The following is an 18,447-nucleotide window of genomic DNA, read 5'->3' as shown; positions in this document are numbered from 1 at the left end:
ATGATACCCTAATCTAAGATTGGCTCCCTTATAAAAGCCCTTCAGGCATCTTATAATTAAAAGCGCTTACACTAAAGCATTCAAAGGAGAATGACCATGAAAAGAAACAAATGGGGGGCCATGGGCCTGGCATCTCTGCTGCTCGCTTCACTCCTCGGCGGCTGCTCTTCCGGCAAATCCGCTTCGGACACCAGTACAAACGCCGGCAATGCCGCAAATGCAGAAGAGAAGGTGACGCTGCGCTTCAGCTGGTGGGGCGGAGAAGACCGCCATGCCGCAACGCTGGCCGCAATCGAGGCCTACAAGCAGGTTGAGCCGGGTGTAACCATTGAGGCAGAATACCAGGGCTTTGACGGCTACGAGCAGAAGATCAAGACCCAGCTTGCCGGCAAAACCTCGGCCGATATTATGCAGCTTGATCTGCCATGGCTGCAGGAGTTGACCAAGAAAGGCGATTTCTTCGTCGACTTGAAAGCGCAGCCGGAATTCGATGCTTCCGGTTTCGACCAGGGCTTCCTGGACAATTACGGCATGTATGACGGCAAGCTGGCCGCTGTGCCTACAGGCGTTAACGCCTACTGCCTGATCATCAACAAGTCACTGGCCGATAAGCTGAATGTGGATTCCGCTGCCCAGTGGACCTGGGATTCCCTCCTTGAGGCCGGTAAGCAGCTGCATGCACAGGACAGCTCGAAATATCTCCTGCTGACCGACCATGCCGCACTGCGTCAGGATATGGTCACAATGCTAAAGCAGCGCACCGGCAAGCAGTGGGTCCAGGAGGATTACACGCTGGGCTTCACCAAAGAGGATGCGGCGGCAAGCTTCGACTGGCTCTATCAGGCAATGCAGGCCGGTGTCTATCAGCCGCTGGGTGAAAGCGATCTGTTCTTCGGCAAAATCGATCAGAATCCGAAGTGGATCAATCAGGAGATTCCCATTGCTCCATCGATGAGCAGCATCCTGCCTTCCCTCAAGACTGTACTGCCGGAAGGCACCGAAGTCATTACCGCTCTTCCCGTAATTGCCAAGGATGCCAAGGACTCCGGCGTGCTGGTCAGACCTTCGCAGCTGTTCGCTGTCAGCAATGACAGCGCGCATAAGGCCGAAGCTGTGAAGTTCCTGAGCTGGTTCATGAATGATCCCGGGGCAGCAGCCATTCTGGGGGATGTCCGCTCTGTACCACCGGTTAAGGCTTCACAGGAAGCAGCCGTTACGGCCGGCAAGATTGACGCCGCCATCACCAATGCCGTTGAGCTGGGCCTTAGCCATGCAGGACTAGTCGATAATGCCGTTGCCAATAACTCTGAAGTACAGAAAATCATGGACGATATCGTCCAGAAGGTTAGCTACGGCAAATCGAATGCAGAGCAGGCGGCGGATGAGCTGATTGCCAGCCTGACCTCCAAGCTGAAAGACCTACAAGACAGAGAATAACCGCCCCATAGGAAGGGAGAGAACCTGCTGTGTCTGTACCGCAATCCATTCTAAACAAGATACCGAAGTCCGGCCGGCGTAAAATCAAAGTTAGAAGAAACTATCAGTATGCCGGTTACCTGTACATCCTGCCCTGGCTGATCGGCCTGCTGATCTTTCAGTTGTATCCGTTTATTTCGTCCCTGTATTACTCCTTCACCGATTACAACATGGTCAGCGCCCCCAAGTGGGTCGGACTGGACAATTATCATAAAATCTTTACAGAAGATCCCGATTTCTATCAATCCTTGAAGGTAACCGGCATTTATGTGCTGCTGGCTGTTCCGGTCAAGCTGGCCTTCGCCCTGTTCGTCGCCATGCTGCTCAGCGCCAAGCTGAGAGCGATCAACTTCTTCAGAACTGTCTATTATCTGCCTTCCATACTGGGAGGAAGTGTGGCAATCTCAGTCCTGTGGCGTTTCCTCTTCATGAAAGAGGGCGTCGTCAACAGCCTGTTGGCCCGGGTTCATCTTGGACCAGTCGACTGGCTCGGCAGTCCGGACATTGCCCTATACACACTGGGGCTGCTCACCGTATGGCAGTTCGGCTCGTCCATGGTACTGTTTCTGGCCGGTATCCAGCAGATTCCTAATGATCTGTATGAAGCCGGTTCCATCGACGGCGCTTCCCGGTTCAGCATGTTCTTCCGCATTACCGTACCTATGCTGACTCCGATTGTGCTGTTTAACCTGGTAATGCAAATGGTCAATGCCTTCCAGGAATTCACAGGCGCTTTCGTCATTACCCATGGCGGACCGATGAAATCCACCTATCTATATGCGCTGAAGCTCTATGAGGAGGCCTTCACTTTCTTCAAGATGGGTTACGCCTCAGCGCTTTCATGGATATTGTTCTTAATCATCATGGCCGTCACCGCAGTAATCTTCAAATCATCCGGCGGCTGGGTACACTACGAGGACGGAGGGAAATAACAATGAGAGAACTGCAGCATGATTCGAAGAACTCCTGGCTTAACTATATTTTTCTGATTGTCCTCGGCCTCGTTATGGTGTACCCGCTGATCTGGCTGTTCACTTCTTCCTTCAAGACCAATGCCGATATCTTCGGCTCTAGCCGGCTGCTGCCGACGACTTATGTCTGGGATGCCTATAAGCTGGGCTGGCAGGGGACAGGGCAATATGGGTTTGAGGATTTCTTCATCAATACGCTGAAGCTTGTCATTCCAACCGTCATCTTCACCATCGTGTCCAGCGTGCTGGTAGCCTACGGGTTCGCCCGGTTCAACTTCCCCCTGAAGACCCTGCTCTTCTCCGTCATGATCGCTACCCTGATGCTTCCGAACGCCTCCGTGATGATTCCGCGGTACATCCTGTTCAACAAACTGGGCTGGCTGGATACGTATCTGCCGTTCATCATTCCCGCCGCCTTCGCCACCAGCGCATTCTTCATCTATCTGATGATCCAGTTCATCCGCGGGCTGCCGCGCGACCTAGATGAGGCGGCAACAATTGACGGCTGCAATTCCTTCACCGTGCTCACCCGGGTGCTGCTTCCGCTCTGCAAGCCGGCTATTTTCTCCGTCGGGATCTTTCAGTTCATGTGGACCTGGAATGACTTCTTCAACTCGATTATCTATATCAGCAGCGTGAGCAAATTCACCATATCCCTGGGGCTGCGTCTCTCGCTGGATGCCTCCTCCGCCGTGTCGTGGAATCAAGTTCTGGCAATGTCGGTTGTCAGCATCGTTCCTTGCGTACTGCTCTTCTTCTTCTGCCAAAAGTATTTCGTCGAAGGCATCTCGACTACCGGACTTAAGGGATAGGCTGCAGCCGCACTTATATTACCGGTAACGCAAGGCCTGTACTTATGCACAAGAACCCATCCTCCGCCTGAACGCTGGGAATGGGTTCTTGTTTTATTTTTAGCTGATGCTCGGGACAGGCTTGCCTTATATAACCTTGTGCTGCAGCCACTTCTCGCCAAGGAAACGCCGCATGAAGATGAAGCCGCGTATCCCCCATTCACAGTTCATGGCCAGCCATACCCCGATAATGCCCATATTCAGCACAATCCCCAGAATATATCCGAGCACTACGCGGAACAGCCACATCGAGAGCATGGACACTATCGAGGTGAACTTGGAATCCCCCGCAGCTCTAAGCGCCGAAGGTGTAATGAAGCTGATCGACCACAATGGAATCTGGGCCAGCGAGTTAATCAGGAAGACAATGAAGATATCCCGGACGATCTCCTGCGGCGGATGGAACATCGATACCAGCGGATTGAATAACGGGAAGATCAGCAGTCCCATCAGTATAAAAGAGGCCGAAGACAGCCACAGGAAGGACTTAACGAATTTGCGCGCATCTTTGACATTCCGGCTTCCTATGCATTGACCGACCACCGTAATCAGCGTCAGAGACAGTGCATTCGCCGGAATCTGCATCACTCCCGCAAGCGTAGAACTAATCGCATTGGTAGCAATCGCATAGGTGCCCAGGCTGACGATGAAGATCTGCGTGAGAATCTTCCCGCCGTTGAAGAACATCTGCTCCGCCGCAAACGGCAGGCCGATCGACATGATTCTCCGGAGCATCGTCCAGTTCAGCACCAGCAGGTCACGGATCTTCACATGCAGGCTGCTGTCCAGCCGGAAGAGATAGATCAGCGAGCAGGCGGCCGCAAGATACCTCGATATATTAATGGCAATGGTCATTCCGAACACACCCATATGCAGCCCGTTAATGAAGACAAAGTTCAGCAGCACATAGGAGAAGTTCATAATCAGTGACAGTACGAGCGATGCCCTCGTCCGCCCGATGCCGCGCAGCGCGCCGCATACCGCCTCCATCACAGCAATTCCCAGATAGGACAAGCTGCTGCCGATCAGATACGTCCGGGCGTTGGCCATTACCTCAGGCGAAGCCGCACCGAACAGCAAATGCAGCAGCGGGCCATGGAACACAATTCCGAATAAGCCGATACAAAAAGCCATCAAAGAAACGGAAGACACCGCTCCGGCGGTCGCCTTGGAGACCATAAGCTCGTTGCCGCTCCCCTTGTACTGGGCCACAACGACTGTCCCCCCTGTAGATACGGCGATGAATACACTGATCAGAAAAATATTCAGCGAATCTATCATATTCACTGCACTGATGGCCGCTACCCCGGAGGAGCTGATCATCGCCGTATTCACGAGATTCAGTCCGACCACGAAGGCCTGATCAACCAATACAGGAAGGAATAAGGCTATGATCTGACGATAATCAATCGAATCTCCTGAGAAATGCTTCTCAAGAAAACGCTGGCTGGGCTTCATACTGCTGCTGGGCTCCATTACAAATTCACTTCTCTTATGTTTAGACTTGTTGCGGGAAACTTCCGCATAAAATAAAATACCCCCACAAAGTGAGGTCATTGCTTGGATGTTGACTCAGGTACTTTGCGGGGACCCCGATAACCTATAAATCCTCTAAATAAAAAAAGGCTCTTCAGGAAGAAGAGCTTTCGCTTGCACTACGTATAAAGCTGTATGCGGTCAAGAGGACTCGAACCTCCACGATATTGCTATCACTGGCACCTGAAGCCAGCGCGTCTGCCAATTCCGCCATGACCGCAAAGAAAACATTCAATGCAACGCAAGAAGTAATATATCATGATTTTTTCAGAAGAGCAAGACTTTTTTTATTTTTTTGTTCAAGATATTTATCATAGGAAGATCGGATTTAGGGCTATATATTAATGGAGTAACCATATCATTTCATTCTGAAGGGCGGACTGCTATTTCGGTTAGATGGATACCCGGTATTTCAAGGGATCATTTAAGGCGGAGAGTTAGAATAAAATCATTTGTTTGTGCAGATTGGCAAGCCTGTCATAACGGCAGGTAAATTTGTGTTGCCACTTTGCAGAAATGTGATTTTATTTTACTCTCTGGCTGTCTTCTCTTCTTCTAGCGGGGCCGCAGAGTAAATCTGCGGCTTTTTGTGTTGACTATGAACGGAAATGGTACGGCTGCCCATTCTATTTATGAGGTGATCGATATGACAAGACCCTATGTAAATCTGACAAGCAGGAACCGGATTCAAGATTTCCAGAACGAGATCAGCCGCAGGCTGAACGATTTCACATCACTGGACGGAGTCATCGGCATCACTCTGAACGGCGGGTTATCGCGGGGCTACGGTGACGAGTTATCCGAGATTGATCTTGTATTCTATCTGGACCCCTGCAGCTATAAGCTGTGGTCTGACGGACAATCGCCGCTTCCCCTTGGGATTACCCGGATTGGAGACTACCTGTATGACATCAAAATCCTCGATCCCGGGGAAGAGCAGCAGAAGCAATGGGATAGCGTAGCGCTCTGGGATTTGTCTTATGCCCGTATCCTATACGACCCGGCTGGAAGGATCGCGTTGTTGATGGATGCGAAGCTGGCTGATCCGCCCCGGCGTTTGCAGGCAGAAGGTCCGTTATTTCAATGCTGGTGGTATTTCCGGCTTGCCGGGGATATCTGGATTCACAGGGGGGATGCCGTACAAGGCCATGCCATGCTGAATAAAGCGGCGATCCAATTAATCGAAGCCTTATTCACGGCCAATCGTGAATATGTGCCCCATGAGAAATGGCTTATCCATTTCAGCAGATCGCTGGCCTGGACACCGCCGGACTGGGAAGCACGTCTCCTTGCCATCATGGGCACCGGGGACTTCTCCCGGCAGAGCCTGATCACGCGGCAAGCTGCCATCGAACAGGTGTGGGAAGAAATCGATGCCTATATCATCAGTATGGAGCGCCCGGAGTATAAGCTTAATGTGATGCATGTGACCTTCTATGACCTGCTGAAGCTGCTGCTCACGGAAGATCTGCTCCTTGTCACTGAATGGACGAAGCACATCAGCTTATCCGTTCTCTCAGGTGAACCGTTTATCCGGTTCGCTTCGGTTCAACAGGACCACATAATCGTAGACAAGGAGAAGCTCCTAACGTTAAACCCGGAGGAGCTCTATTCCTGGCACTCGGCCATTGTAAAGCAGCTATTAGCGGAAATCAGGAACGGAGTACTTTAACAGCAGCATCCGGCGGGCGTCCGGAGAAATCCTGTGTATCAACCTGCAGTTGATTTTTTCATCCCCCGGCCCATACTTCAATAAATGGTCATTTCAGGAGCGTAGATTATAATAGACTTACGACGTCGAAATCCATTATAGGAGTTGTACTTTGTATGGTTAGTAGCGAAAAGGTCGGAACAAGGATTGCCACGCTCCGTAGAACAAAAGGCTTGTCACAGGAACAATTAGCGGAACTGCTTCATGTCAGCGCCCAGGCAGTGTCCAAATGGGAAACCGGTAAATCCCTGCCGGAGACGGCGACCCTCCCCCAGCTATCCGCTGCATTAAGCCACTCGATCGACAGCATTCTGCTGCCTCAAGAGCTTGTGGTGCTCTCAGCCATCTACACGGATGGCCGGCAGGAGCTGGATGTCACTCATTTCGTGAATCAATTTGTTACCTCGAGCCGTCTAAGCTTAATTGCCGGGGATCAGGTCTTTCCCCAATCTTTAGAGGGTGACCGCTTAAAGCTGCTGCTCATTACCTATGAGACACCTGCGGGAAGCTATTCCACTTATGTGCTGAAGGACCAGCTTTTGGTGATAGATGTTCATTCAACCGGTTATGTCTCCGGCGGCAATGAGCTGCAGATTCTTATGGCCAATTACGGCAACGAACAGGCGAACCGCAGCGTCGTACAGAAAATGAAGCATTATGAGCATTTCCGGTGGAATGCTTTCACCGCCTCGCATGAGCTGTTTCCGAGTCTGATTGACAATGAAGGTAAGGACTACCTGCTGCTGGTCTACATGAACTCAGAAGGCATTCATGCCGTAAGCTGCGCAGAAGGCGAGCAGATCCACTACAGTCCGGACCGGAGCCGTCTCTACCAAAGTAATCCTGCCGATCAGCAGTTCATTGTAGAAGGGATTAGCCGGCTTGGTTTTGGCCGGGGGATGGACTGCTCCTGGGCAGGCGCTATGACACTCTCACTTGTCTCCAGAGGGATAGATACAACCTATGAACGGGTTATGGGCGATTCGGGAGCATGCTGGAGAGTTGTTTTTGAACCGGTGTGGGACTACAGCTCTGCGGATGCCCTTGCCGCCTACGACCACTCTGCACCGGCCTGCAAAGCTTATGGAATACATGCCATCCAGGCTGACCGGCTGGAACCTGCGCAACGTGCAGCCGAGAAGCTGGCAATTCTGGAGGATATCCGCAAAGGCCGGCTGCCTATAGCCATTAATCTCAGGGTGGCACCTGAATGGGGAGTAATCACAGGCTATCTGGAGAATGGTACGACCCTGCTATGCCGCAGTTATTTTGACGATGAGATCTTTAGCGAACTTGAAGCTGACCCTGCATTCCAGAGGCATATGAAGATCTGTAAGGGTTATCTTTCTGTGGACCATTGGCCTTATAGGATTATCCGTCTTGGCGAACTGACCCATATCCCGTCTGTCTTGGATAATCTGGATGCTTCCCTGCGGATCAAGCTGGACGTTATGCAAAGCTCCGTGCACAGCACCTATGCTACGGGTTATCACGCTCTGGAAGTATGGAGCGAGGGACTGCTGGATCATCAGTGGTATGCTGCAGCGGATGATGAAGCGTACAGCCGCAGGCTCTCAGTCAACCGCTTCTGCATGATGGCGCTGGCCGATGCCAGAAGAAGCGCCGCCGCGTATTTGCAGGATTCTCTGCCTCTGGTGCAGGATCAGGGTAAGCTGACAGCCTTGTCGGAGATGGCCGGAGTATACGGTAATATGGCCGCTATGCTGGAAGACTTCTATACGGGAATGGCCGATCCAGCTTCATTACAGACAGGTGGCTCTCCACGCCAATGCTGGACTGTCGCGCAGCGGGAGAAGCAGGCGGAGCTGCTGGCGCTGGTCGCCTCGCTGGAACACCGGGGAGATACGCTTGCAGAGGCAGTGCTGGGCTTAACGGCGGATTGACCTGAAACGGCTCAAGGAGAAGCGCCCCGCGCTTCTCCTTATTTGGGCGGCAGCCCGCGGGCTACCCTAATTTGCGGACCGGCCGCAGCACCGCATACCCGTAGCCTTCGGGGAAATGGCGCTGATAGTCCTGTTTGACCTCTTCGTCCCATGCATAGCCCATGGCTGCCGGATCATAATTCCAGGCCACTTCCTCTACGATGCGCATGACCTGCCCGTTGTCCTGCAAATAATCAAACGGCGGGTGAAAAAAGACCAGATACTCCGATTCCGGTACATCACGGCACTCCATGCCTTCCGGAATTTCACCCTTATAGTCTGCGGCAACTGGAATACCGTACAGGTAGCCCTTGCGCCCATCCTGATAGAACCAGCCTGCAGTCTGGCCCAGCTGCCCGGGAAGTGTATGATGCGACATGCTCTCCAGCGTTCCGGAGACCTCATCGCAGTCATGCCCGTTCTCCCAGAACCCGCCGTAATTGTTCGAGCCGATATCCCGGATGCCGATGAATTTATGCGCCGGTATGAACTCAAGCTTGATCTCTGCTTCCTGCAAATACACTTGTCTCATTCTATCCCGCTCCCTGATCAGATAATGATAAGGGGAGAACACCTCGGCCCGAATGGCGAGCGGAATCGGCCGCGGGGCTTTGCGGTAAGCATGGGGAGTAACCTTGAAGGCTCTAAGAAATGCCCGCGAGAATGCCTCCTGTGAAGAGAAGCCGAACTTCACGGCAATATCGAGAATCCGCGTATCCGTATCCCTCAGCTCCAGGGCCGCCCGGCCGATTCTGCGCTGCCAGATGTAATCCCGCAGCGTCATCCCGGTCAAGGCATGAAACTGCTTGGTGCAATAATACGGCGAATATCCCAGCTGTTCGGACATCTTCAGCAGCGTAGGCGAAGCCGCAAGGTCTTCTTCGATCCAGTCAATCATGAGCTGAACCATCTCGTTCCATTCGTACAATGATGTTCTCCTCCTTTCATCAAGAATCATAACAAAGAGCATTTCCCCATATTTGATCTGAATTGCACTGTCCTTACACCATTACCGCCGGCTGCATCCTGCCGTTAATGATGATATGCTTCATCACACTATCCCTGCTGAACCCGTTCTTATCATAGAAGCGGACCGCTGCTTCATTCTCCCCGCTGACATCCAGTCCGATGCGCGTATAACCCAGACCTCTGTAGGTCTCCGCCAGATAGGCAATCAGTTTACTGCCCGTTCCCCCGCTTCTGCCTTCAGGGCGGATACAGATGTACTCCAGATGGAGGATGCCGGTCAGAGCGTTTCTTCTAACAATTATGTATCCTATGAAAGAGCCCCCGGTAAGAACGGCATAAATATCATATTCACTCATGCTGCTGTCCTCTATTTCCGCAGTGATATCTTCTTGTGTCAATGTAGCCCCCTGGAAGCCTTGGTAATGCAGTTCAATAATCTGATCCAGCCACTCTGACTCAGGCTCTGTGACGGGCACAACGGACAGGTCCGCGTAACTGCTGCTATTAGGCGGTAATGCGGTTTCGATCGAATAATGATAGTGGGTTCTCACCTTCTCGGTACGATAGCGGGCAGCATATTCAATCAGAGGAGTATTATTTGCACTGGTGAACAGATGAATATACCGGATCGTAGCTGAATCAGCGGCTTCACTCAGATACCTGAATAAAAGCCGGAGTTCATCCTCAGGGTGAGCGGAGTAATAAGGTCCCCACACTTCTATATCCTCTTGTCCGCCGCCTACGCCATAAGTGTCCATTATAATTGCACCCGTAATTTCCTCTCCCTCATACAACACAAGGCTTGATTCTGCCATACCTTCACTCAGGTCATGAATAATATCATCAAGTGTGCTGCCTGCGTACCCGCATTGCTGGCTTTCTGTATTGCGGGCGCAAATAAATGCCGCTAAATCCCGGATGTTTGTCAAACGGCTCTCCCCCTTGGATTAGAATATAGAAATGCCAGAGTGAACGACCATATTTTGATATTACGATATTTTTATGGAAAATACAGTATATGGTTGTTCAATTTATTTCCGGGAAAACTCCATACCCGCACAAGCCGCCTCCCAGGTTCTGAGTAAAATATAGTAAATAGAACAATGAGGTGAGTGACGAATGGCAAATTCAACAAAAATCCGCAAGCGGGCGCAGCAGTTGAAAGGCCGGCCGGTCTGCATTACTTTGCATGATGGACGTTCATATGTAGGATGGATAACAGACCTCAATAAAGAAGCAGTGATCCTCTCCAGAACAAGCACACATCATAAATCTAAACGGAAATCGTCTTCAGGTGCCAAGAAAGCAGAGGTCTCCGGCTTCATGCCTTTACTCGGATCGTTCATGGGCGGGGCAGGCGGAGCTGCCGGTATCGGAGGTCTGGGGAAATTCATGGGGATGTTCGGAATGGTGCAGAAGGCGATGCCCGTTATGAAGATGGGCTACAATATGATTAAGTCGATCCGGCCCTTCCTGGGCGGTCTCAAGGGCTTAATGGGTTAACACTGTAGCGGCATAAGCAAAAACGGCCGTGCGGTCCTTTCGGGGACGCACAGCCGTTTTTTTGCAGCTTTTCTGCCGAAAAGAGGGGGACGTTGCCGGTTTATTTTTTGACCACATTGAAGTTATCTTCTATTAACAGCCAATTCTGCGGAAAAGGCAGGCCAAGCTTCCAATAGCTGATGCCCCGGAGATCCAGCTCCTTGATCAAATCAAACTTGGCCTGAATGGAGCGGGCATCTTCGAACCATACCTTATGCTGCCGTCCTGCGTCATCGGTGTAATCAAAATGCGGAGCCTGGGCTTTATAGTCGTACTGAATGGCGGCATTCCTGTTCCTCGCCAGATCAATTGCCGCCTGCGGGCTGAGTGCTTTGGCATACTCTCCGCCAGCTGCATAAGGCAAAGTCCAATCGTAGCCGTACAGATTCTGGCCCATCATAATTTTGCCAGGGGGAATTTCACTGGCCGCATACGTCAGCACCTGGCGCACCGGTCCTATAGGAGAAACGGCCATCGGCGGGCCTCCGCTGTATCCCCATTCGTAGGTCATAATAATGACAAAATCAGCAACCTGGCCATGCATTTTATAGTCATGCGCCGTATACCAGGCTCCGGTTTGGGATGCACTGGTTTTGGGTGCAAGTGCGGTAGACAGCAGGAAGCCCTCCTTGTGAATGATGTCCGCCGCCTTGCGCAGAAAAGCGTTATACGCTTCGCGGTCCTCCGGCCGGAGGAATTCCAGGTCAAAGTGCATATCTCTGAAATTCAGCCGCTTCGCTTCGGCCACAATGTTCTCCAGCAGCCGGTCCTGCACCACCGGATCATTCAGAATAATCCGTCCCAGCTCTGAGCTGAACTGGGCATCCTCCAGATTCGTGACGACCAGCATCAGCGTGACCCGGTTCTGCGCCGCGATTGATGCCAGATTATCCAGCGGTGGTGCCTGCAGCGAACCGTCCCGCTTAATCCGGAAGCTAAACGGCGCAAGATACGTAAGCTCAGGGGCAGCTTCTGCAGCCGCATTTTGCAGCGCCTGAGAGACCTCCTCTCCTCTCGGCTCTAAATAGGCATTCACCTCTGCCTGCCGCCTTGGTACAGGAGGAAGGTACAGGCGATATCCGATTTGCAGCGGCTGATTCAGCGCCAGCCCGTTCACTTCCGCCAGCTGTCTGGCCTTCCGGCCGAACCTCTGCGCGATACTATAGAAGCTATCGCCCTGCTGAACCCAATAATACTGGCCAACTATCGGAATCACCAGCGTTTGTCCAATGACCAGCCTTCCTGGTGCAGACAACTGATTCGCCTCAGTTATCGTATCCATGTTCACGCCATAAGCTTCTGCAATTCCATACAGCGTCTGTCCCGGCTGCACCACATGTATTTGCATCCTTCCATGCTCACCCCTTCATAGTAGCAGTTATACCCCTATTTTATTCGGCAGTGCTGCAGGTATGCGGACGCAAAAAGACACCCCGGAGGGTGTCCTGAAATTAAAAGCTGTTACACCTGTTTGAATTCAATCCATTCAATCTCCAGGCCTGGTTTGACGAAGTCCAGCTTCATTTCATACAGACCAGCTTCAAGTCCGATCTTAACCAGCTTCTGTCTGATCCATTTGCCTTCTGTCCCGTTCGTCTGAATGGTGGTCACTGGCTGTCCGTTCAGGGTCACGTTGCAGGCGCTTTGGGCAAGCTCGGGTTCCGGGGACATGATGCTGACGAAGATCCGGTACTCACCGGCTTCATCCGCCTGGATATAGGTTGGTCCAGACACACTAGGTGCAATCTGTGCGTTCTGGCTCAGCACCTGAATCTGCTCAGCCACCAGGGAAGAATCTGCCTTAAATGTATCGACAGCTTCTACGATCTCATGCTTTCTGGAGAAGACCGGTGCCTGCATGATGAATTCGCAAATGTTGATGGCCGAGCGCTGAAGCTCGCCACGGGTGAGCGTTCCATTCTCCAATGATTCAAGCGTATTGTCATCATAGGCGTTGACTTCCGCACCATAATTGGATACTACCATGTACAAATCGTTCTGTGCCCGGACCATCCAGTTCGTGTTCTTGCGGTCCGCAGTGCCTCCATTCACGACATCATTCATGATCGCCCACCAGTCGGTCATTACGATCCCCCGGAAGCCCCATTCACCGCGCAGCAGCGTGGTATTCAGGTCATAGTTGGAAGCCGCCCAGTGGCCGTTGACCGGATTGTAGGAGGTCATGATCGAATTCGCGCCGCCCTGCTTCACAGCGACTTCGAAGCCCTTCAGGTAAATCTCGCGCAGCGCGCGTTCAGATACCACGGCATCAACTTTGCTGCGGTGCTTCTCCTGGTTGTTGCAGGCGAAATGCTTCAGCGTGGCATTGGAGCCGCCCTTCATAATACCGCGCGTGCACGCGGCAGCGAAGATCCCGGAGATCAGCGGGTCTTCAGAGAAATATTCGAAGTTACGCCCGTTCAGTGGACTGCGGCGGATATTAAGACCCGGTCCCAGCAAAGCATCCACCTGGTTGCGCAATAATTCCTGGCCTTCCATGACATACAGCTCTTCAACCAGCTCTGCGTTCCAGGTAGCGGCAAGCAGGGTTCCAATCGACACCTGGGTCGCCTTCTGTCCGCTGTCCATCCGGATACCGGATGGGCCGTCTGCTGTAGCCGCAACCGGAATGCCGTAACTGAACAGGCTGTCGCTGACTCCGCCGAAGGCCGAAGCCGTACCCGGCGTAACCAGCGGACTGCTCATTCCTTCGCCTCTGACAATGGCCGCCAGATCCTGGTCGCTGAGCTGGGCAATGAACGTATTCATGCTGACTTTACCTTCATGAACATCTCTCAACGTATGGCCCTGATTACCGGTCTGTACCAGCGTCTCCGGAAGATTGCTTTCAATCCGCGCTGCCATATCTACCTTGCGTACCGGCACCTCAGCAGAGATCAGTTCATAAGAACCGTCTTCCTTCCGGGCCCCCGGTTTCATTCTCTTGAAGCTTTCGGTCGGCGCCATCGCCTCTTGCAGCTGCTCTACAACCTTAAGCTCATCCAGAACATAACCAGCTTGTCCATCAACGTTAACTTCCGTCACGGCTTTAACACTGGTTCCCACATAGAAACGGTAGGTTCCAGCTTCCAGTACATAAGCGGAAGGGTGCCCTGTCATTCCGGCGTCATCATACGAAGCCAGAGAATGGAGCGGGAAGCTTACCGTAAGGTGTTGAGACTCTCCCGGCTCAAGCAGCTTGGCCTTCCCGAATGCCGCCAGCGCTTTGGCCGGTTTACCCAGCTGTCCCTGCGGCGCTTCATAATACACCTGCACCACTTCTTTGCCGGAGTAGGTATCCCCTGTATTGGTTACAGTTACGCCGATCTGAATGTGTGCCTCACCCGCCAGGTCCACCAGCTTTGCTTCCTCCGGCTCCAGCTTGAAGGTGGTGTAGGAGATGCCATAGCCGAATTCATACTGAACCTTATCCGGACAGAAGGTCTCGAAATAACGGTATCCTACATAGATATCTTCCTCATACAAGTTCTTGAACTCATTGCCGTAGTTGCTTGTGGACGGGTAATCCTCAATGGAATACGCGATCGTATCCGTCAGTTTACCGCTTGGCGTCACCTCTCCGGCCAGTACATCGGCAATTGCATTGCCGCCTTCCATTCCGCCATGCCAGGAATAGATCACCGCAGAAATAGGATGTACATAGCCGGCATCGTTAACCCAGCTCATATCCATAATATTCGAGACATTAAGCACAACAATAGTTTGTTCAAAATGAGCCGTAACCTGCGTAAGCATAGCCTTCTCATCTTCCGTCAACCGGTAGCTTCCCGGTGCATCGGCATTGTCCTGATCCTCACCGGCGGTACGTCCAATCACTACAACAGCCTTGGCCGACTGGCTTCTCGCCTTCTTCACCAGCTCATCCGTAAGCGGCATTTCCTTCTGGTTCCACGGCTCAGCCGCCCATACTTTTCCGCCGTCATCAAACGGGTTAAGTCCGATCCATTCCTCGTATGCTGCTGCCAGTTCTTCATTAACGCTGATGTTCTTCTTGCTGCGCAGACCTTCCAGCAGGTTGGTAGTATATGCAACATGAACACTTCCGCCCGATCCTGTACCGCTGCGGTAGTAATTCACTTGGATTCTGCCAAAAATGGCAACGCTCTCGCCGTTTCCAAGCGGAAGCACCTGCCCCTCATTCTTAAGCAACACCGCGCCTTCTGCGGCTACTACCCGGCTAAATTCTGCAAAACCCTCTAGCGGCACTCCGATATTCTGTGTACTCAATTGGTTTCCTCCTGTTTGTTCATTTCCCAACGTGTATTGATTCTATAGATAGCCTTCTCCCTTACGGGATTCACGATATCTTGAACCTTTGTTGTTATTTATATAGCATATCCTTCTAAGAATAAAAGCTACAGCCCTAATATACAAGCTCTGCAGCTTAAAAAGCAAAACCGGGCAGCCGCTATCTCTCGCCCGGAACCCCTCTAAAGAACAAAATCGCCCGGAGGGCGAATCAGCACCTTACTAAATTAGATTAGTTCCTCGATCACCGTTGCCGGCTAAATTCCCCATTGTAATTAGTAGTGGCATTCAATGGCGGTCAAGGGGTATCGTATCATCCAGTTGATCTATTTGCAGCCTATTAAGTGCTGATTTTCCAACTGTTGCTTGGCAAAGGCTCCTACGTTCATTAGCAAGTGGAGAAAATTCATCTATTTCTGGCCGCCGGCGCAGCCGCCCCCTCCAATGCTGTTTCGAGCTTTTTAGCTGCTTCTTTGGATTTAACTATACTTTGGGGAAATGTTAATTTCCCAAAACATAAAATAAGACACCTGTGCGGGTGTCTTCAAATGTCTCACTTATGATTCGTTTCACCCGGGGAACTTACGGACCTTCTATTTATTTGCGGCGGCGGCTCTTCATCATACGGTTATACATCACAAGCGCAGCAGCGACCATACCCAGCATGGCAACACTGCTTGCCGACTCCGGCGACATCCCAAACATAAGGCAAATACTTGAGACCAAGGTTCTCGTAAGCAGCGCAACCGCAATCAGCATAATCGGCCGCCAAATGTTGTATCCTCTCATTTCCAGCAACACTCCTAACCCAATTTTCAGAAACAGTACAGTTCTAAATGCTATGAACCATTAAAAACTATTATAGCATACTAAGGAATGCGCATACATTTCGGCCCGGGTAACTGGCATATAATGCAACGCTTTGACAAGAACACATGTTCGGTATATACTTTCCTCTATGAGGGGGATTGCGACCGTGGATGTTATGGAGAAGCTTGAGATTCTGACCGCTTCAGCGAAATATGATGTGGCCTGCACTTCAAGCGGTTCAGACCGCAAAGGCCAGGCCGGAAGTTTAGGCAGTACTGCTGCAATGGGTATCTGCCACAGCTTTGCGGCGGACGGCCGCTGTATTTCACTGCTGAAGGTGCTTATGACCAACGCCTGTGTCTATGATTGTGCCTATTGTGTCAACCGCAAATCCAATCCCGTCCGCCGGGCCGCTTTTACTCCCGAAGAGATCGCGGATCTTACCATGCAGTTCTACCGCCGCAATTACATAGAAGGGCTGTTCCTCAGCTCAGGGATTATGCGTAATCCGGATTATACAACCGAGCAACTGATATCGGCGCTGGAGCTGCTGCGGAATGTGTATCATTTCAACGGCTATATTCATGTAAAAGCCATTCCCGGAGCCGACGATGTCCTCCTGTCCAGACTCGGACTGCTCGCTGACCGCATGAGCGTCAATATCGAGCTGCCCTCGCAGGAGAGCCTCGGGATACTCGCTCCTGATAAGAGCAAGATCTCCATCCTGAAGCCAATGGGGCTGATTAAAGATAAGATTAAGGAGAATAGCTCTGATATCGTCAAATATAACCATGCCCCCCGCTTCGCTCCCGCCGGCCAGAGTACGCAGATGATTATAGGCGCCTCGCCGGATACGGATTACCAGATTCTGAATTTGACGGAAGGCTTATACCGCAAATACAGCCTGAAGCGCGTATTCTATTCCGCCTATACTCCGGTAATTGAGGATTCGCTATTGCCCTCCCTCGATACCAAACCGCCACTCTTGCGGGAGCACCGGCTCTATCAGGCGGATTGGCTGCTGCGCTTCTACGGTTTTCAGGCCAATGAACTATTGGATGAAGCCGTGCCTAATTTCAATCCGCTGCTCGATCCCAAATGCAGCTGGGCCGTCAATCACCGGGAGCAGTTCCCGGTGGAGATCAACCGTGCGCCGTATGAAATGCTGCTGCGTGTTCCCGGCATCGGGGTAAGGAGTGCTCAGCGGATTGTGAAGGCAAGACGGGCGGCGACGCTGGATTTCCATGCGCTGAAGAAGCTTGGCGTCGTGCTCAAGCGGGCCCAATTCTTCATCACCTGCAAGGGCAAACCGCTGGAAGGGCTGAAAGTCAGTGAGCATACCCTGCTTCGTTCGCTGATGTCCGGGCAGCAGCTGGCTCCCTACCAGCCGGCCCAGGTTGAGCAGCTGACCTTGTTCGACGACCACTACGCAGCGGCCTTGCCGGCTGCAGGAGGATGGGCGGAATTCAAGAAAGGGGCGGAAGCCTGATGTTCAAGCCGTCCGCACTGGCCTATACCTATGATGGCAGCTTTGAGGGCCTGCTGTGCTGTGTATTTGAGAGTTATACCTGGAAGGAGATTCCGCTGGCCGTTCATTCGGAAGGTGAAGAGCAAGGCCTGCTGCTGGAATCGAAGTGGATAGAAACTGACAAGCATAAGGCGGAGAGAGTCCTTAAGTCCATTCCGCTCCGTATTTCTCCTGAAGCAGAGGAACTGGTCCGTCTGGGGTTCTGGTCAAACACACCGGAGAAGGAGCTGCTGCTGCTGAATTTCCTGTATCTCGGCTTCAAGCATGGCCGCAAGGTGATGAATATGCTGGCCGATGATACGGTGCACGCCTTACAGAAGGCGGTTCAGCAGCTTCGGCGGGAAGGTCATCTGTATCTGGGTTTTGTACGTTTCTCCGTATACGGTCCGGTCATGGCCGCGGTTATTGAACCCCAGGGATACATCCTTCCGGTCATTCAGGAGCATTTCTGCGACCGGTTCCAGGGCGAGAGCTTCATGATCTACGACCAGACTCATGAAGTAGCGCTGATTCATGAACCCGGACGGGAGGCTATCATTCCGTTAAGCGGCTGGACCCCGCCTGAGCCGGATGAAGCTGAGGAGGCTTACCGCCGCCTGTGGACAGGGTTCTATCACGCGATCGGAATCAAGGAGCGCCGCAACGAACGCCTGCGCTCCTCGCTGATGCCCAAGCGTTACTGGAAGCATATGGTTGAGATGAACGGCAGCAATGGCGTCCCTGCACTTGCTGCTGCGCAGCGCAAGAAGGCGTTACAGCAGGAGCCGCCGGAGAGCATCGGCTCGCTCCGGGCTTCACTCAGACAAACAAATACTCATACTTAATGGATAATCCCATTTTC

Annotated in this window: 14 protein-coding genes and 1 tRNA gene; 8 read left to right on the top strand and 7 right to left on the bottom strand. The window is 52.1% G+C overall.

The genetic code is table 11. The features are described 5' to 3' along the window. Positions 1 to 96: 96 nt before the first annotated feature. Genes PBOR_RS01150 through PBOR_RS01140 form a run of 3 tightly spaced genes read left to right on the top strand, consistent with a single transcriptional unit; the run spans position 97 to position 3,259 of the window. A complete protein-coding gene (locus PBOR_RS01150) occupies positions 97 to 1,437 on the top strand; it encodes an ABC transporter substrate-binding protein (protein WP_042210062.1) in 1,341 nt (446 codons plus the stop codon). A 29-nt stretch (positions 1,438 to 1,466) separates the two neighbouring features. Continuing rightward, positions 1,467 to 2,408 carry a carbohydrate ABC transporter permease gene (locus tag PBOR_RS01145; protein ID WP_081971866.1) on the top strand — a complete coding sequence of 314 codons (942 nt, stop codon included), beginning with the start codon at positions 1,467 to 1,469 and terminating at the stop codon, positions 2,406 to 2,408. 2 nt (positions 2,409 to 2,410) lie between these two features. Further along, positions 2,411 to 3,259, top strand: a complete 849-nt coding sequence (locus tag PBOR_RS01140; protein WP_171716341.1) for a carbohydrate ABC transporter permease — start codon at positions 2,411 to 2,413, stop codon at positions 3,257 to 3,259. Between the two features lie 126 nt (positions 3,260 to 3,385). Here PBOR_RS01140 and PBOR_RS01135 read toward each other — a convergent pair whose 3' ends face one another. Together PBOR_RS01135 and PBOR_RS01130 are read right to left on the bottom strand one after the other, a co-directional pair. Then, positions 3,386 to 4,774, bottom strand: a complete 1,389-nt coding sequence (locus PBOR_RS01135; RefSeq protein ID WP_081971865.1) for an MATE family efflux transporter — start codon at positions 4,772 to 4,774, stop codon at positions 3,386 to 3,388. Between the two features lie 196 nt (positions 4,775 to 4,970). Continuing rightward, positions 4,971 to 5,054 (bottom strand) — tRNA-Leu (locus PBOR_RS01130). Between the two features lie 378 nt (positions 5,055 to 5,432). Here PBOR_RS01130 and PBOR_RS01125 point away from each other — a divergent pair. Together PBOR_RS01125 and PBOR_RS35160 are read left to right on the top strand one after the other, a co-directional pair. Then, positions 5,433 to 6,506 (top strand): hypothetical protein, encoded by a 1,074-nt coding sequence (locus PBOR_RS01125; protein WP_157763947.1) that lies wholly within the window; start codon positions 5,433 to 5,435, stop codon positions 6,504 to 6,506. Positions 6,507 to 6,661: 155 nt separating this feature from the next. After that, entirely contained in the window at positions 6,662 to 8,449 is a 1,788-nt protein-coding gene (locus tag PBOR_RS35160) for a helix-turn-helix domain-containing protein (RefSeq protein WP_052429279.1), read from the top strand. A 61-nt stretch (positions 8,450 to 8,510) separates the two neighbouring features. Here PBOR_RS35160 and PBOR_RS01115 read toward each other — a convergent pair whose 3' ends face one another. Both PBOR_RS01115 and PBOR_RS01110 read right to left on the bottom strand, forming a co-directional pair. Then, positions 8,511 to 9,416, bottom strand: a complete 906-nt coding sequence (locus PBOR_RS01115) for an AraC family transcriptional regulator (protein WP_042210060.1) — start codon at positions 9,414 to 9,416, stop codon at positions 8,511 to 8,513. 73 nt (positions 9,417 to 9,489) lie between these two features. Continuing rightward, positions 9,490 to 10,386, bottom strand: a complete 897-nt coding sequence (locus PBOR_RS01110; protein ID WP_042210059.1) for a GNAT family N-acetyltransferase — start codon at positions 10,384 to 10,386, stop codon at positions 9,490 to 9,492. 190 nt (positions 10,387 to 10,576) lie between these two features. On the opposite strand from PBOR_RS01110, the gene PBOR_RS01105 reads away from it, so the two are divergent. Next, on the top strand, positions 10,577 to 10,960 hold the full coding sequence (locus PBOR_RS01105) for a hypothetical protein (protein WP_042210058.1): 384 nt from the start codon (positions 10,577 to 10,579) through the stop codon (positions 10,958 to 10,960). 100 nt (positions 10,961 to 11,060) lie between these two features. On the opposite strand, the gene PBOR_RS01100 is transcribed toward PBOR_RS01105, so the two are convergent. The 3 genes from PBOR_RS01100 to PBOR_RS01090 form a co-directional block, all read right to left on the bottom strand. After that, positions 11,061 to 12,347: a glycoside hydrolase family 18 protein gene (locus PBOR_RS01100; RefSeq protein ID WP_042210057.1), complete on the bottom strand. Its 1,287-nt coding sequence runs from the start codon at positions 12,345 to 12,347 to the stop codon at positions 11,061 to 11,063. Positions 12,348 to 12,460: 113 nt separating this feature from the next. Continuing rightward, entirely contained in the window at positions 12,461 to 15,247 is a 2,787-nt protein-coding gene (locus PBOR_RS01095; RefSeq protein ID WP_042210056.1) for a glycoside hydrolase family 3 C-terminal domain-containing protein, read from the bottom strand. 618 nt (positions 15,248 to 15,865) lie between these two features. Then, the gene (locus PBOR_RS01090; protein WP_042210055.1) at positions 15,866 to 16,057 is read right to left on the bottom strand and encodes a hypothetical protein; all 192 of its coding nucleotides are present in this window, start codon (positions 16,055 to 16,057) and stop codon (positions 15,866 to 15,868) included. A 196-nt stretch (positions 16,058 to 16,253) separates the two neighbouring features. Between PBOR_RS01090 and PBOR_RS01085 the strand changes: the two genes are divergently transcribed. Beyond that, entirely contained in the window at positions 16,254 to 17,567 is a 1,314-nt protein-coding gene (locus tag PBOR_RS01085) for a putative DNA modification/repair radical SAM protein (protein ID WP_245648219.1), read from the top strand. Continuing rightward, positions 17,534 to 18,430: a TIGR03915 family putative DNA repair protein gene (locus PBOR_RS01080; protein ID WP_245647996.1), complete on the top strand. Its 897-nt coding sequence runs from the start codon at positions 17,534 to 17,536 to the stop codon at positions 18,428 to 18,430. The genes PBOR_RS01085 and PBOR_RS01080 overlap by 34 nt, the downstream gene beginning before the upstream one ends. Positions 18,431 to 18,447 lie beyond the last annotated feature (17 nt).

Origin of the sequence: Paenibacillus borealis, from assembly GCF_000758665.1 — a bacterium.
Taxonomy (GTDB): Bacteria; Bacillota; Bacilli; order Paenibacillales; family Paenibacillaceae; genus Paenibacillus_AQ; species Paenibacillus_AQ borealis.
Note: the sequence above shows the minus strand (reverse complement) of the source record. Positions and strands in the feature narration are given on the sequence as shown.